Source organism: Thermostichus sp. MS-CIW-40 (assembly GCF_054058315.1).
In genome coordinates this window covers 1-15616 of sequence record NZ_JBSSAC010000022.1, presented here as the reverse complement: position 1 = coordinate 15616, position 15616 = coordinate 1, and the positions used below count along the sequence as shown (strand labels likewise).

The window sequence follows — 15616 nt, the reverse complement described above, 5'->3', positions numbered from 1 at the left end:
GTTGGCTCATCCCATAAACCAGGGGGGATGGCGAGGGAAGGTTGTTGAGGGCAACGGTGGTGAGCCTGCTACGTTGCGGAGAGATACGTTTGACCACGTGGGTTTGCGGATCAGTCTCCCCAATAGGAAGGCGCCACTGTTGCTCTTCTGCAGCTTGGGGCTGCCGATTTTTGATTTCTAATTTTAGTTTTCGATTTCTACAGTCGTTTCAGGCTAGGGTGAGACGCCTGGGCTATTGATCGCGCCAGCGGGACGGAGTCCTTGAAAAGCCTTTTGGCCCCCTGCATTATTGCTCCGCAACGCCGACGCGACGACGCAACCAACACTTTAGGTGTGGGTGCAATGCCCTAGCTTGAATCGAAATGACCCTAAACGCAAGCTTGTTCTCAATCTGTGTCCATTCAGTTCAATCGGGGGAATTAGCATGAGTGCAATTACAGCGGCAAGCCGGATGGGGATCCGGGGCATTACGGAGACCACCCCACTGGAGTTGCGCCCCAACGCCAGCCAGGATCAGCTCAATGCGGTGCTGCGGGCCATCTACCGTCAGGTGCTGGGCAACGACCATTTGTTTGGGGCCGATAGGAAGGAGCTAGCCAGTGCGGAATCGCTGCTGCGCCAGGGCAGCCTGACGGTGCGGGAGTTTGTGCGATGGATCGCCAAGTCCGAAGCCTACAAAAAGCGGTTTTTCTACCCCAACTCGCAAACCCGGGCCATCGAGCTCAATTTCAAGCATCTGCTGGGACGCGCTCCCACCAGCCCCAAAGACATCGCCCGCCATTTGGACATCTACCAATCTGGCGGCCACAGCGCGGAGATCGATTCCTACATCGACAGCCCAGAATACCTAGAAGCTTTTGGAGACAACATCGTCCCCTACCCGCGTGGGTTTGAATACCGCAAGGCTCATTCCACCCGCGACTTTACCAATCTCTTCGCTCTCTACGGGGGCTACGCCAACAACGATCGCTCCCAAGGGCCCAGACCCCGTCTGATGATGCCTTTGGCCACCGGGTTTACCCCGGCCATTCGCCGCATTGGGGTGCGGGGCCTGCTGCCGCCCAGCCCCATTTCCAAACACCTGGGGCCGCCAACGGGCCAGTCGGATCGCATGTTCTGTGTGGAAGTGACCCGACTGCTGAATCCGCCTTCGGCGCTGGCCACTTCCAGCCGAGTGCGCAAATCCAACCAGCAGATTTTCGTCTCTGCCGATCAACTGTCGGCAACAATGCAGCGGTTGCTCAAATCGGGCGCCAAGATCGTCAGTGTCCGCAGCGCTTAATCCCTTCTCGGTGTCCTCTCCGTTGTTGATTCCATGACCACTGCTGTTCCTCTGGATCCCAATCCGTCGGTGGATCTCACCCCGGCTGGACAAATCGCCAAGCTGCGCCACGGGGATCCGGGGGAACGCTACTATGCAGCTTGGTGGCTGGGGCGCATGCGCATTGCCGAAGGGATCCCTGCCCTGATCGAGGCCCTGGCCGATGAAACGGATCGCACCGCTCAAGGGGGATATCCGCTGCGGCGCAACGCTGCTCGTGCTTTGGGTAAACTGGGATCCCTCGCCGGGATCCCTCCCCTGAAGGCGGCTTTGTCTTGCTCCGATGGCCAAGTGGTGGCAGCGGCTGCCCAGGCGCTGGTTGAGATTGCCCTTGCCAACAACCTCCATAGGGATCCCGACGAAGTGGAAAAGCTGGGATCCGCTTTGCTGGAAGGGCTGCGCTTTGTGGAGCAAGGACTGCAGACGGAAGCCCAAGCCGCCCTAGAAGCCATTATCGAGGCTCTTGGACAACTGCAAGTGACCGCTGCTCTGGAGCCAATCTGTCCCTACCTAGAGCACACTTCCATCCGTTTGCAATGTGCGGCGGCACGGGCCTGCTATCGTCTCACTGGGGATCCGACTTTTGCTCAGCGCCTGCTGTCGGTGTTGAATCACCACAACATCCATCTGCGGCGGGCTGCCCTTTTGGATTTGGGGGCCAGTGGCTATTTGCCGGCAGCACAGGCCATTGCGGCGGCGGCGGTGGAGGCCAACCTGAAGCTCCTCGCCCTCAAACAGTTGGTGGAGATCAACCTGGAACAACATCAAAGGATCCCCGGTGCTGAGCTGCAGCAGGTGCTCCGGCTGATCGACGAGCTGCTGTGAGCGGTGGTGCTTCTGGGCCCTTGCTGTTCACATTAGCGGGACGGAGTCCTTTGCAACTGACCTATCAAGGCATTGCCCATGAGTTTGTGCATCCCTCTGCAGCGATTCAAAGCCGTCAGAATCTGTCCGCTCGGCACCAGGGTTGGTCTCCGTGGCTGTAGCACTGCCTCAGTCTTTCCCCCTCACCTATCGAGGTATTGCCCTCGATCCTGGAGCAAGGGCAACAGCAAGGATCCCTGAGGTGCAAGGGAGCCCGGCAGCGGCTGTCTCCTCTCGGAAGCACTTCATGACCTTGGTCGAGGAAACCCATCGGCGGAACCTGCTGCACCGGCTGCAGGAGCGCATCCGTTCTGCTCAAGCCCGTGGGGATGAGCATCTGTTGCAGCAACTGGAACAGGAACGGCAACTGTTGGCCTGACAAGCTCGCTGCCTGCCCAAGGGATCCAGCTAATGCCCGACAATTGCCCAGAAGGGTTCGATATTCCCGATAATGGGAAGCGGCTCCTGGGATTCAAAGAGGGATCCGGGATCAGTTTGTTGTGTTGTTGAGGCAGTGGTTGGGGTGCAGGACACAAGGTAATGGAGGAGTCTGCCACTCAGGAAGAGATCCCTGGGGGATCTCCTTCAGCAGGGCCATCCCGTTCGTTGATGTCGGTGGCGGGCTTGGTGGCCGGGGCGACCTTGCTCAGTAAGGGCATAGGCTTTATTCGCCAAGCTTTGATTGCAGCAGTGTATGGCTCGGGGCCGGAGTACAGCGCCTTCGGGGTAGCCTACATCCTGCCCGGTTTTCTGTTGATTCTGCTGGGAGGGATCAACGGCCCTTTTCACAGCGCCATTGTCAGTGTCCTCAAAAAGCAGCGGGATCGGGACAGGGAGGATGCGGCTGCCTGGCTGGAATCCATTTCCACCTTGGTAGGCTGCCTGCTCCTGCTGGTCAGCTTGGGCCTTTGGTGGGGAGCGGACTGGGTGGTGCGCCTGAATGCGCCGGGAGCCAGCCCCGAAGTCCATGCTCTGGCCGCTGCGCAACTGCGGATCATGGCCCCTTTGGCCTTGCTCTCGGGGTGGATTGGCATCGGCTTTGGAGCGCTGAATGCTGCCGAACACTATGCCTTGCCTGCCCTTAGCCCGCTGATCTCCAGCTTGGCGGTGATCGGGATCCTGGTCACGCTGGGATGGACGGGGATCCCAACTTTGCTGGCCTGGGGCGTGCTCATCGGGGCCATTGCCCAATGGTTGGCCCAAGTTCCGCTCCAGATGCGGTTAGGGCTGGGGCGACCGCGCCTGCGCTTTGAGTGGGGATCCCCGCAGGTACGGGCGGTGGGCTTGCTGATGTTGCCGGCGGTGATCTCCTCCGGGATGATCCACATCAATGTTTATGTGGATCTGTTTTTTGCCTCTTTCGTACCTGGGGATCGCACCATCGGCAACTTGGGATATGCCCAGCTTCTGGTACAAACGCCGCTGGGGATCCTCTCCAACATGGTGCTGGTGCCCTTGATGCCTCTCTATGCCCAGTTGGCAGGGGATGGATCCCGTTGGCCGGAGCTGCGCCAGCGTATCCGCCAAGGGCTGATGCTTACGGCAATTGTGACCCTGCCCCTGTCGATGCTGTTGGTGGCTTTGGCCGAGCCCATTGTCCAAGTGGCCTACCAGCGGGGGCGCTTTACGCCGGAGGTGACACAAGAGGTGGCAGCCCTGCTCATGGCCTATGGTCTGGGGATGACCGGTTACCTGCTGCGGGATGTGCTGGTGCGGATCTTCTATGCCCTGGAGGATGGGGCTACGCCTCTGCGCATCAGCAGCATGGCCATTGGCCTGAATGCCCTACTGGACTTTCTATTTTTGCAGGCTTTTGGAGCGCCGGGCATTGCCCTGGCCACCGCCGGCGTCAACCTGATAGCCGTGATCGGACTGGGGATCCGCCTCCACCAGCGCCTGCCAGGGATCCCTTGGCGGGAGATGGGACAAGCCCTGCTGCCGTTGCTGGGGAGCACCGTCTTGGCCGGGGGACTGAGCCATTGGCTGTGGAGGCAAATGCGCTCCTACGAGATTGTGGGGTCTCCCCTGCTCACCGCCATCATTTGGGCCGGGCTGGCCGCGGGTTTAGGTCTAAGCTTGTTCGCCGCCGGAGCTCTCTACCTGCGGATCCCAGAAGTGGAGTGGGCAGCAGCCCGACTGCGGAAACGGGTAGGACGCTGGGGGAGCCAGTGGGCAAGCTGGAACTAGCTGATAGCTTCCAGGTAATCTCGCACGCGGTTGCGCCGCTTCGGCTGACGCAGCTTCTGCAGGGCTTTGGCCTCAATTTGCCGCACCCGCTCTCGCGACAGATCCAAGGCGCGACCGATTTCCGCCAGCGAATAGGTGCGCCCATCCCCCAAGCCGAAACGCATGCGGATCACATCCCGCTCGCGGCTGGTGAGATCCGAGAGCAACTGCTGCAGATCCCGGTGCAGGGCTTCCCGCATCATGGTCTCTTCTGGAGAAATGTCGTCAGTTTCCAGCAGATCCCCCAGTTCGGTGTCCTTGTCTTTGCCCACCTTGGTTTCCAGAGAAACCGAGCGGGGCACCCGTACCAACAGCTCGCGTACTTGAGGCGGCGTCATCTCCAACTCGGAGGCGATGTCTTCGATGGTGGGGGTGCGGCCCTTTTCCTGGGAGAGCTTGCGCTGCGCTTTTTTGATCTTGTTCAGCTTCTCGGTGATGTGAACGGGCAGGCGGATGGTGCGGCTTTGGGTGGCAATGGCGCGGGTAATGCCCTGCCGGATCCACCAGTAGGCGTAGGTGCTGAAGCGGTATCCCTTTTTCGGGTCAAACTTTTCCACCGCCCGCTCTAGGCCCAGCGTACCCTCTTGGATCAGATCCAGCAGCTCCAAGCCGCGGTTTTGGTATTTTTTCGCCACCGACACCACCAGGCGCAGGTTGGCCTTGATCATGTGCTCTTTGGCACGCTTGCCAATCCGCTGAATCTGCTGCAGCTTTTCAGGGGTCAGTTGCGCCCACTCGGGGTACTGGTTGGCCTTAGCCACCCATTCCGCAAGAGTGGGATCCCGTCCCAACTCTTTCTGCAAACGCAGACGCAAATCCAAGAGCTTCATGTAGTCTTGGACTTTTTGGGCCAGGGCCACCTCTTCATCGCGCCCCAAAAGAGGAACACGACCAATCTCCTGTAAATAGAGGCGCACCAGATCAGTGGAGCGGCGGGTTGGCTCCTCTTCCAGAAACTCGCCATCGGCCAGATCCACCTCTGCTTCTTCGGCGGCCTCGAGGAGATCGGCGGGGCCATCCAACAAAATGTCGTTGAGTTCAGGTTCGTAGTTAGACATGTAGGGTGTTGCTGATGTAGCGACAGGGGTGGACAGTCCAGTGGGCTGAGAGAGGGATAGTAAACGATGTGGAGCGGGTTAAGCTTAAGTGTTCCCCTTTGCTCAACGCCTTGCGGCATTCGGAGGAAAATCACACATTGACCTCTTCCTCAACCCGACCTCCTGCCCATGCCCCATAGGGAAAGGCTGAAGTAGCAGCGAAGGGGTCACACGGAGAGCGTGAGCCCCTTATCATAACTTAATTATAGTTGCATTTCTCAGCCCAGAGACATGAGAGCCAGCGTAGGATCCCCCCAGTTCAACCGTCACCGCCACTGCGAAAAAGCGTACTGCCCTCAGGGTGAACCCAGCAGCTCGTCCTTGGGGGAAGTAACCCATCCATCCTAGAGGGTCTAAACTTCAAAGGTAGCGTGTAAATTGCTTTGCCTATTCCAATCTATTCGATTCTATTCGATGAACTGTTCCCATTCACCTATCCCACCCAGCTGTGGGGGAGCCAGACTCCCCGAACAGGTCAACCCCCTTCCTCTGGGCGGACTGGGCTCTGCTCAGGCACTTGGGTTGGCCATAGCCCCGCTGACGGGGGAAAAGGTTTCAACCTTGGCGTTGACGACTCTATTGGCCATCGGTCTATTCTTTTTTCTGCGAGCTGCGGGCAAGGATCGCGTGGAGAGTCGCCTCTACTTTAGCAGTCGCAGCCTGGAAGAAATGGGATCCGCTCTACGGGAGCACTTGGAAGGGCGCGGCTATCGTCTCCAGTCCGCCGATGCCGAGGGGATCGCCACCTTTGCAGGGCAGGGTCAGGCTAGCGTGGGGCTGGCCCTTTTTTTGACGGGGCTGGCGGGGACGGGACTGGCCTGTTTGGCCTTGGTGCTGCAGACCCTTGAGCCGGGGTGGGGAGCTTGGCCCTGGATGGTGGTGCTGGCTTCTCCTTGGGCGGGTTGGTACTACCGGCAGCGCAACCAACGCCCGGAACAAATCCGCCTGAAACTGCAGGAAGCCGACGAGGACTCCGTCCCGCTCCCCTTCTGTGGACAGCACGGTTCCCCCACAGCACCAACGCGAACGGCCCCTGGATCCCATCTGTGGGTGGAGGGGCATCGGGATGAGCTGGATGGGCTGGCTGCAGCCCTGGGGTTGCAAGAACGGGATCTGGATTAGGGGTAGGGGAGTCTAAGGCCAATCGGGAGAGAGAGGTGCTGGGATCAAAGACAGTTGATCCCCAACGGCGGAATCGGGGCTGCGATTGGGAGCGGGCTCTTTTTTGCAGTTCTTCTGGGCAGGTTGGCTTTTTCCTTGGTTGCGCAGGCCCAGGCCGATGCGGCTGTGTTTTTCCACTAGGGCCAGCACCTGTTCGGCCCGCTGGATTACCGGCTGCGGCAGGCCAGCCATGCGTCCCACCTCGATGCCATAGGAGCGATCTGCCCCCCCAGGCTGTACCTGGTGCAAGAAGATGATGCGATCTTGCAATTCCTTGACCACCACCTGAAAGTTGGCCACGTTGGGCAGCAAGGTCTCCAGTTGGTTGAGCTCGTGGTAGTGGGTGGCAAAGACAGTACGGGCGCGCACCTGAGTGGCCAGGTATTCCGCCACCGCCCAGGCAATGGAAAGGCCATCGAAGGTAGCGGTGCCGCGGCCAATCTCGTCCAGCAGCACCAAGGAGCGCTCGCCGGCGTGGTTGAGGATGTTGGCGGTCTCGTTCATTTCCACCATGAAGGTGGACTGGCCGGTAGCCAGATCGTCCACAGCGCCAATGCGGGTAAATACGCGGTCGCAGAGGCCCAACTCTGCCCGCCGCGCGGGGACAAAGCTGCCCATCTGGGCCAGGATTTGGATGAGCCCAATTTGCCGCAGGTAAGTGGACTTGCCGGACATGTTGGGCCCGGTGAGGACGATCAAATCGGGGCCGTGGGGGGATCCCAGCTGCACCGAGTTGGGGACAAATAGGCCCTGAGGCAGGGATTTTTCCACCACCGGGTGGCGACCCTCCTCGATGATCAGCCGGCGGTCTTCGGTGATTACGGGACGGGTGTAGCCCTGCTGCACGGCCACTTCCGCCAGGCCAAACAGAGCATCGACGGCAGCCAGGGTCTGGGCCACTTGGCGGATGGCTTCGGCCCGGGATCCTGCCTCTTGGCGCAACTGCACAAACAGCTCGTATTCCCGCTGGTTGATGTCGGTTTGGGCTGTGAGGATGCGGGCCTCTTTTTCTTTGAGCTCGGGGGTAATGAACCGCTCTTCGTTGGTCAGGGTTTGCTTGCGGATGTACTCTTTGGGGACTTGGTGGGCCTTGGCGCGGCTGATGCTGAGGTAGTAGCCGAAGGCCTTGTTGAAGCCCACCTTGAGAGTGGGGATCCCAGTGCGGTCGCGCTCGCTTTTTTCCAACTGGGCAACCCACTGGCGGTCTTGCTCCACCTGCTGCCGCAGCCTGTCCAGCTCGGGATCCACGCCGGCTCGGATGAGGCCCCCCTCGGTGAGCACAGGGGGAGGGGAGGGCAGGAGGGTGTGCTCGATACGTTGGCCCAGCTCAACCAGGGCGGGATCCACCTGTTGCAGGCTTTGCAAGAGGGGAGTCTTGGCTTCCCCCACCAGCTCGGCCAACTGGGGCAGTTTGCCCAAGGAGGATCCCAAGGCCACCATCTCGCGCGGGTTGGCGGTGCCCGATCCGACGCGGTTGGCCAGCCGCTCCAGGTCGTACAGAGAGTCCAGAAGGGATCCCAGGCGGGCCCGCAGAGAAGGGTTTTCCAAAAGCTCTTGGATGGTGTCTTGGCGAAGGCGGATTTGCTCTAGATCCCGCAAAGGCTGCATTAGCCAGCGCCGCAAAGTGCGCCCCCCCATGGCTGTACGGCTGTGATCCAGCACCCAGAGCAGGGATCCGACAAAGGATCCCTCGCGGATGGTCTGGGTCAGCTCCAAGTTGCGGCGGGTTTGGGGATCCAAGATGAGGTAGTCCGTGAGCTGGTAGGTGCGAGGGGGACGCAGGAGCGGATGGCCCCCCTGAGGAGAGGGCTGCACTAGGTTCTTTTGCGTCTCCTCCAAATAGTGCAACAGCCCCCCCGCCGCTCGAATAGCTAGGGGCAGCCCCTCGCAGCCCAATCCCTCCAGAGAGCGCAGGCCGTAGGTTTGCATTAGGTTCTCCCGCGCCACCGCCAACTCGAAAGGCTCCGCTGGGCGCAGCGTATAGGCGTACTGGCCGGGTAGCCCCAAAGGCCCTTGGGGATCCCCGGGCCGCAGTAGACCCAGGCCCAGTCCCTCCTCGGTGGGCAGCAGGATCTCCGCCGGCTGCAGCCGCGCCAGTTCCTGCTCCAGAGGCTCTTGCCCCTCGCTTTGACACACCCAGAACTCGCCGGTGGAGACATCCGCGTAGGCCAGGCCCCAGCGGCAGGGAGCTTGCCTTGATCCTTTGAGCTGCACAATGGCCGCCAGGTAGTTATTCTGCCGCGCCTGCAGCAGCTCTTCTTCGAGGACGGTGCCAGGGGTGATCACCCGCGTCACTTCCCGCCGCACCAAGCCTTTGGCCTGATCCGCCGGCTCCATCTGGTCGCAGACGGCCAGGGCATAGCCTTTGGCCACCAACTGAGCCGCATAGCGGTCAAAGGCGTGGTAAGGGATCCCGCACATGGGCACCCGTCCTATGGCCCCTGCCTCCCGCCCGGTGAGCACCAGCTCCAGCTCCCGCGACACCACTTCCGCGTCCTGGAAAAACATCTCGTAGAAATCCCCTAGGCGGTAGAGCAAGATGGCGTGGGGATACTGCCGCTTCAGCTCTACGTAGTGCTGCATCATGGGGGTGAGCAGGGCGGGATCCACCTCTAAGGCATCCCAAGTAGGCTCGGCGGAAGAACTCATGGCATCAAAACGTGGGCCAGCAATGGGCTGAAGGTTCGGAGTCTAGCCAACTCGGGCCGACCAGCTTGGGCCATTCTAGATCCAGGTCTAGATGAAGTTTGAGACGTTTCCCCAGCCCTTCTCCCCTGATTCCCATTTCGCGGTTGGTTGCCATGACCTCGCTCAGGGTAGTTGGATCCCCCCTGAGGTAAGTCTGAATGGCTGGGCAGAGGCGCTGCCCGGTCTTGTCCAAAAGCCCTGAAGCGCAAGAGGGAGAAATTTAGGCACAAGCTATTGAAACTGACTTGCAACATCCAAGAAGCCTTGCTATTCTAGCGACTACGTTTTGTTGAGTTTGACTTTCAATAAAGCTCGGGAGGGAGGCCTGGCCAACTTGGCTGAGTTTTCTATCCTGCCCTTGCGGGCGGAGGGGGTTTCTTGGCCTCAGAAGGCTCTCTTCCTGGGCAAAGCTCGAGAGGTTTTCCCGGTGCTGGTCGATCGCGAGTGTCCGTATACAGAGGTTGAGGGGGGCAGAGGCTGGGGGCAAAGAAAGCGGCTGCTCTCGCCAATCGGTTTGACCTGTTTGCTATTGAGTTTCATTTTCCTAGTACTTTTGGTCTCGATTGCTTTGGGATCCGTTCCCATGACTTTCCCAGAACTCTGGCAAGCCCTGTGGGGGCAGGGGGATCCCATTCGGCAGACGATTGTTTGGCAGTTGCGGCTGCCGCGGGCGCTCTTGGCCCAGTTGCTGGGGGCGGCTCTGGGGATGGCAGGGGCCCTGTTGCAGGGGATGCTGGGCAATGGGCTGGCGGATCCCTACCTGCTGGGCATTTCGGCGGGGGCGGGCCTGGCGGCGGTGGGGTTGCTCACCTTGGGAGAGTGGACGGCTTGGGTGCCCCTGGCCGCTTGGGTGGGCGGGGTGCTGACTACCGTGTTGGTGTACGGGTTGGCGCGTACTCCCTCGGGACTGGCGGTGGAGCGGCTGATCTTGGCGGGGGTGGCCGTCAGCGCCCTGTTTGGGGCCATTAGCTCCACCTTGTTGTTGATGGCAGATGACCGGGTGCAGGTGGCTCTCACCTGGTTGATCGGCAGCTTGAGCGGGCGGGGCTGGCCAGAGGTGCAGGTGGCCGGGGCGTATATCCTGGTCGGCTTGGGATTGGGATGGGGGCAGGCGCGGGCTTTAAACCTGCTGAGCTTGGGGGAAGAGATGGCAGTGAGCTTGGGGATCCCTCTGGCGCGGACGCGGGTGGTGATTGGTCTGGTGGCGGCTTGGCTGGCGGCAACCGCTGTCAGTGTGGGGGGGGTGATCGGCTTTGTCGGTTTGGTGGTGCCCCACATGGTGCGGCAGGGGGTGGGATCCGATTACCGCTGGCTGTTGCCCCTTTCTGCCTTGGCAGGGGCGACCCTGCTGAGCGGTGCCGACATCCTGAGCCGTTTGGGCCCGATAGAGCTGCCGGTGGGGATTGTCACCGCTGTGATGGGGGCTCCCTTTTTCGGCTGGCTGCTGCGGCAGCAGGGGGCGGGGCGATGAGAGAGCCCATCCTGCAGGTCGAGGACTTGAGCGGGGGCTACGGATCCCGGACGGTGGTGCGACAGGTGAGCTTCAGCGTGCAACAGGGGGAATGGCTGAGCATTGTCGGCCCCAATGGTTCCGGCAAATCGACGGTGCTGCGACTGTTGAGTCGGGTTCTGATTCCCCAAGCTGGGCGCGTGTACTTGGGCGGTCGGGATCTGCACGCTCAACTCACTCCAAAGCAGGTGGCCCGGCAGTTGGCTCTTTTGCCCCAGCAGCAGCGGCTCCCGGCAGGGCTAACGGTGCGGCAATTGGTGAGTCTGGGGCGTTCTCCCCACCAGCCCTGGTGGGCGTGGCAGTTGACGCCGGCGGATCGGCAGCGGGTGGAGTGGGCTCTGGAGCAAGCAGGACTGGGATCCCTGGCGCTGCGGCGGGTGGAAACCCTTTCGGGGGGCGAGCGGCAACGGGCTTTTCTGGCGTTGGCTTTGGTGCAGGAGCCGCAGGTGTTGCTGTTGGATGAGCCCACCACCTTTTTGGATCTGCGCCACCAACTGGAGCTGCTGGAGCTGTTGCAACGGCTGAAGCAGGAGCAGGGCCTGACGGTAGTTACGGTGCTGCACGACCTGAATTTGGCCATTCGCTACAGCGAGCAGATTGCCTTGCTGGGATCCGGCCAGATGCAGGCCCTGGGGTCTCCCTTGGCGGTGTTGACCCCCAGCCGGGTGCGACAGGTGTTTGGCCTGGAGGTGGAGTGGATCTCGACTCCGGTAGGGCCACAGCTTTGCCCCCTGCGCAGCACAGCTCCAGCGGCAGCAAGGCTCCTCTCCCTGCCGGTGTCAGGGTGCTGAGGGAGGGTTTGTCCGGTTTTGCAGTGAATTTTCCCTGTTGTGGATTTCGAGGAGCATGAGAGGTTATGCGCGTGAACGGTCGTTGGTGGCGGGTGGTGAGTTTGGGGTTGAGTTTGGGAGTGGGCTGGGGATCCCTGTCCCAGGCTCAGCCCAATGCCCGGATCCCTGATTCGACAACTCCGCCGCTGTTGGCCCAGGCCACCCCTGCACCGACCACCCTGCCAGAGCAGATTAGGGAGCTGGAGGCGCAAATCGAAGCTGCCCGCCAGCGGGGGGATCAGGCAGAGGTGGAGCGGCTACAGGCCGAACTTCGGGCTCTCCAGCAGGAAGGCACGCCGATCTTTAACCTGCAACAGGTCACCGTAACCGGTACTCGCACCGAGCGCACCTTGGCCGACTCGCCCGCCAGCATTACCGTCATCGACCGGGAGCGGTTGCGGCGGGAGCTGGTTCAAAACATTCAGGATCTGGTGCGCTACGAGCCGGGGGTGAGCGTGCGGCGCAGCGTTCGCTACGGCCTGCAGGACTTCAACATCCGCGGCCTCGACGCCAACCGGGTGTTGATCCAGGTGGATGGGATCCGCCAGCCGGAGCGATTTTCCTTCGGCCCCTTCACCATTGGCCGGGATACCTTTGAGCTGGAGACCCTGAAAACTGTAGAAATTATCCGCGGCCCCGCCTCCACCCTCTACGGCAGCGACGCGCTGGGGGGTGTGGTGACCTATACCACCCTGGATCCAGCCGATCTGCTGGGGGAACGGGACAGCCATGTGGGCCTGTCCAGCCAGTACGACAGCAAAAACCAAGGGTACGTCAACACCCTCAGCTTGGCGGGTCGGCAGGATAACTTAGAGGCCCTGCTCATCTACACTCGCCGCGACGCCAGAGAGCCGGATATTAAAGCGGATCCCAGTTTCAAGGATCGGCAGACGGTGGAGGGAGACAATGTTCTGGCCAAGCTGGTCTATCGCTTCAGTCCCTTTGACAGCCTCACCCTGACGGCGGAATACTTCCACAACCGCACCACCACCACCTTTTCGCCCCGCAACCTGGATCCCGGCATCCGCTTTTTCAGGGAGAGCATTGAGACCGAGCGCAGCCGCCTCAGCTTGGAATATCGCTACGCCAACCCCGATACCCCCGCTTTTGAGCTGGCCACCGTCCAGATCTACTACCAGCCGGCCCGCACCCAGGAGCCCAGCGTGGAAGAACGCACCCTCACGGTACAAGGTCGGCCCGTGCCTGTGCGTCGGGATACCTTCAACGAGCTGGTCAGCAACATTCTGGGAGCCAGCGTACAGGCCCAGAGCCGCTTCCAAACCGGGGATCTCTCCCACCGCTTGGTGTATGGAATGGAGATCTCCACCACCCGCAACGAACGTCCCCGCAACCGCTTCCAAACCAACCTGCTGACCGGGGCAGTCACCCAAAACATCCCCCCGGACACTTTTCCCACCAAAGATTTTCCCGACTCCGATACCGTGCGCTTTGGGCTGTATTTGCAAGATGAGATCGACTTTGGGGGCGGCAACTTTACCCTCATCCCCGGCATCCGCTACGACACCTACCGCCTCACCCCCAGCCCTGACGAAGCCTTCTTGAAAAGTGGGGCAGAAGCCGCCAGCCTGTTTGCCGATGCCATTTCTCCCAAGGTGGGCCTGGTGTGGAGGATTAATCCCAACCTCACCTTTACGGCCCAGTACAACACCGGTTTTCGGGCCCCTCAGTACAACGAAATCAACAGCGGCTTCACCAACCTGGTCAGCCCCTTCTTCCGCTACCGCACCCTTTCCAATCCCAACTTGCGACCGGAAACCAGCCAAGGCTTTGAAGTGGGGTTGCGGGGGATCTACCCCCAGGCCAGCTTTAGCTTGGCCGCCTACTACAACACCTACAACGACTTTATCGAGGCTTTCCGGGCGGTGGGATCCGAGCCTTCACCCCCCGGCCCGCCAGGGAGCCCGCCACCTCCACCGGTGACTCTCTTTCAGAGCCAGAACGTCAGTCGGGCCCGCATCTATGGTGTAGAAGCCACCGGGCAGTACTTCTTCAGCCCCGATTTGACCGGCTGGAGCCTCAATGGCAGCTTTGCCTGGGCGGTGGGGGATAACCTCACCGAAAACAAACCCCTCCTTTCCATTGAGCCACTGACGGCAGTACTGGGACTGCACTACGACGATCCCAGCCAGATCTGGGGAGCCAGGTTGGTGGCCACGCTGGTGGCGGATCCCCGCGACCCGCAACGGGAGGTAGTGCAACCGAACCCCAACGCTCCACCTCAAATTCCGTTTGTGCCCAAGGGCTACACCGTGGTGGATCTGCTGGGCTACTACAACCTGGACGACAACTGGCAATTGAATTTCGGGGTGTTCAATCTCTTTGATGAAAAGTATTTTCTCTACTCCGAAACCCGCTCTCTCTTTGTCGGCCCTGAAGTGGAACGGCGGGCCCAGCCGGGACGGCATGCTGCGCTCAGTTTTTCCACCCGGTTTTAGGGGCCAAGACCTGAGGCCGTGTTTACTCTGGATCCTGCTCTAACCGATGCTTGCCGAGCCACCTGCCCGCACCCCCAAGGGATCCCTCTCTCTTCTTCGGAAGTCCTGTCCCCAGCTTTTGTGGCGACTGCAGGGGTGGTATTGGCAGCAGGCGGGCATGGCCTGGGAGGCGGGGCTGGCTTGGTTGGCGTTGTGGCTTTGGGCTGGCGCAAGAGAGAGCGGCTGGCTGGAGTGTGCCGAGGAGCTGCTGCAAGAGGCTTGGGTGGCCGGCTATAGCTGGGCTGCCCTCTGGACAGCTTGCCAGGAGGGGGAAGATCCGCCGGGGACCGTCCTCCACCTGCGAGCCAGGGATCCCCGACCGCTGCGCCGGGAGGGGTTGATTTCCCTCCTCTTGCACCTGATGGCGCTGCTGGGGCTGGCTTGGTGGGGATCCCGGCCTTTATCAGACGCAGAACTCTGGATCCCAGTCACGCTTTTGCTGGAGGACCCCGAGCCACAGTTGCTCGAACCGGATTCAGAATCCATAGAATCTCTCCCACCAGAGCCAACAGCAGAGCCGCCCGGCCCGGCCCCGGAATCGCCCCCTGCAGACGATCTATCCCCACCGGAGCCTGTGCCCCAAGAGATCGAGATGCCAGCCATCCCGGAGGCTGAATCTTTGCTGGCCCTGCAAACTCCGACCCCTACACCCATTCCCACGGCAAAGCCAGAACCCACCCCTACTCCTCCACTGACCCCATTACCGACAGCCACCCCGCAACCCACTCCTCCGCCACAACAGCCCACCCCAACTCCGGCGGTTACCCCCACCTCTACAGCGACTCCACTCACCTCCGCCCCGGTTACCTCAAGCACCCCTCTGCCCCGCTTTACCCCCTTGATCCAAGGGATCCGTTCCAGCGTAAAGACTGCTGCCGCTCCGCCTTCCCCCGGCAGCGAGAGCAGATTGGGGCCAAGGGATCCTGAAACTGGGACACCTGGCGGTATAGGTGCAGCCCAACCCCATTCCTCTGCCCCAACACCTGCCACCCCCAGTTCCTCCCCACCGACAGTGGCTGCCAACCCCCAGCCGGACATCCTGGCCCGCCCGATCCCCGGTCGCAATCCTCCGCCCCCCTACCCTCCTCAAGCTCGCCGTCTCGGCCAACAGGGGCAGGTGCTGCTGCGGGCCAAGGTCAATGCCCAGGGGCAGGTGCAGCAGGTGGAGATCGTCTCTTCCAGTGGGTTTCCCGCCCTGGATAGGGCAGCGCAGGAGGCGGTGCAGCGGTGGGAATTCAGCCCGGCCTTGAGAAACAACGCCCCCATCGAGTCTTGGGTGGTGGTGCCCATCCAGTTCACCCTCAATTGATTGCTGTTTGGGAATTGTTTTGGAGCATGACTCTAGTCAATAATAAGCTCAACTATACTGAAAATAATGTATAATATGTTCAGTACGGATTACTACCAGTTGATCTTTCTGTTTA

11 protein-coding genes are annotated in these 15616 nt (G+C 61.0%); 9 read left to right on the top strand and 2 right to left on the bottom strand.

The features are described from left to right. The first annotated feature begins 424 nt into the window (after positions 1-424). The 4 genes from ACVWXF_RS08380 to murJ all read left to right on the top strand — a co-directional run bounded on the left by ACVWXF_RS08380 (position 425) and on the right by murJ (position 4372). Positions 425-1282, top strand: a complete 858-nt coding sequence (locus tag ACVWXF_RS08380; protein ID WP_414332161.1) for a phycobilisome rod-core linker polypeptide — start codon at positions 425-427, stop codon at positions 1280-1282. A gap of 33 nt (positions 1283-1315) precedes the next feature. Beyond that, positions 1316-2146, top strand: a complete 831-nt coding sequence (locus ACVWXF_RS08375) for a HEAT repeat domain-containing protein (protein WP_457474153.1) — start codon at positions 1316-1318, stop codon at positions 2144-2146. A 151-nt stretch (positions 2147-2297) separates the two neighbouring features. Continuing rightward, positions 2298-2564 carry a hypothetical protein gene (locus tag ACVWXF_RS08370; protein WP_457403902.1) on the top strand — a complete coding sequence of 89 codons (267 nt, stop codon included), beginning with the start codon at positions 2298-2300 and terminating at the stop codon, positions 2562-2564. 161 nt (positions 2565-2725) lie between these two features. Further along, positions 2726-4372 carry a murein biosynthesis integral membrane protein MurJ gene (murJ, locus tag ACVWXF_RS08365; protein WP_457474152.1) on the top strand — a complete coding sequence of 549 codons (1647 nt, stop codon included), beginning with the start codon at positions 2726-2728 and terminating at the stop codon, positions 4370-4372. Here the strand turns inward: murJ and sigC are convergent. Beyond that, the gene (gene sigC, locus ACVWXF_RS08360; RefSeq protein ID WP_011434275.1) at positions 4369-5469 is read right to left on the bottom strand and encodes an RNA polymerase sigma factor SigC; all 1101 of its coding nucleotides are present in this window, start codon (positions 5467-5469) and stop codon (positions 4369-4371) included. The two genes, murJ and sigC, sit on opposite strands and share 4 nt — an antisense overlap. A 600-nt stretch (positions 5470-6069) precedes the next feature. Between sigC and ACVWXF_RS08355 the strand changes: the two genes are divergently transcribed. After that, a complete protein-coding gene (locus ACVWXF_RS08355) occupies positions 6070-6630 on the top strand; it encodes a cofactor assembly of complex C subunit B (RefSeq protein WP_414398630.1) in 561 nt (186 codons plus the stop codon). 12 nt (positions 6631-6642) lie between these two features. Here the strand turns inward: ACVWXF_RS08355 and mutS are convergent, their stop codons facing one another. Continuing rightward, positions 6643-9318, bottom strand: a complete 2676-nt coding sequence (gene mutS, locus ACVWXF_RS08350; RefSeq protein WP_457474151.1) for a DNA mismatch repair protein MutS — start codon at positions 9316-9318, stop codon at positions 6643-6645. Positions 9319-9784: 466 nt separating this feature from the next. Between mutS and ACVWXF_RS08345 the strand changes: the two genes are divergently transcribed. From ACVWXF_RS08345 to ACVWXF_RS08330, 4 genes are all read left to right on the top strand, one after another. Beyond that, entirely contained in the window at positions 9785-10828 is a 1044-nt protein-coding gene (locus ACVWXF_RS08345; RefSeq protein WP_414424714.1) for a FecCD family ABC transporter permease, read from the top strand. Further along, positions 10825-11658, top strand: a complete 834-nt coding sequence (locus ACVWXF_RS08340) for an ABC transporter ATP-binding protein (protein WP_011434270.1) — start codon at positions 10825-10827, stop codon at positions 11656-11658. The genes ACVWXF_RS08345 and ACVWXF_RS08340 overlap by 4 nt, the downstream gene beginning before the upstream one ends. A gap of 65 nt (positions 11659-11723) precedes the next feature. Then, positions 11724-14153, top strand: coding sequence for a TonB-dependent hemoglobin/transferrin/lactoferrin family receptor (locus ACVWXF_RS08335; RefSeq protein ID WP_457474150.1), 2430 nt, complete (start codon positions 11724-11726; stop codon positions 14151-14153). Between the two features lie 46 nt (positions 14154-14199). Next, on the top strand, positions 14200-15501 hold the full coding sequence (locus ACVWXF_RS08330; RefSeq protein WP_457474149.1) for an energy transducer TonB: 1302 nt from the start codon (positions 14200-14202) through the stop codon (positions 15499-15501). Positions 15502-15616 lie beyond the last annotated feature (115 nt).

What these genes read in the sequence shown, in the direction of transcription:
- ACVWXF_RS08380 (WP_414332161.1), top strand. Translation starts at nt 425, where the DNA reads ATGAGTGCAATTACAGCGGCAAGCCGGATGGGGATCCGGGGCATTACG.
- mutS (WP_457474151.1), bottom strand. Translation starts at nt 9,318, where the DNA reads ATGAGTTCTTCCGCCGAGCCTACTTGGGATGCCTTAGAGGTGGATCCC.
- ACVWXF_RS08375 (WP_457474153.1), top strand. Translation starts at nt 1,316, where the DNA reads ATGACCACTGCTGTTCCTCTGGATCCCAATCCGTCGGTGGATCTCACC.
- murJ (WP_457474152.1), top strand. Translation starts at nt 2,726, where the DNA reads ATGGAGGAGTCTGCCACTCAGGAAGAGATCCCTGGGGGATCTCCTTCA.
- ACVWXF_RS08335 (WP_457474150.1), top strand. Translation starts at nt 11,724, where the DNA reads ATGCGCGTGAACGGTCGTTGGTGGCGGGTGGTGAGTTTGGGGTTGAGT.
- ACVWXF_RS08340 (WP_011434270.1), top strand. Translation starts at nt 10,825, where the DNA reads ATGAGAGAGCCCATCCTGCAGGTCGAGGACTTGAGCGGGGGCTACGGA.
- sigC (WP_011434275.1), bottom strand. Translation starts at nt 5,469, where the DNA reads ATGTCTAACTACGAACCTGAACTCAACGACATTTTGTTGGATGGCCCC.
- ACVWXF_RS08330 (WP_457474149.1), top strand. Translation starts at nt 14,200, where the DNA reads ATGCTTGCCGAGCCACCTGCCCGCACCCCCAAGGGATCCCTCTCTCTT.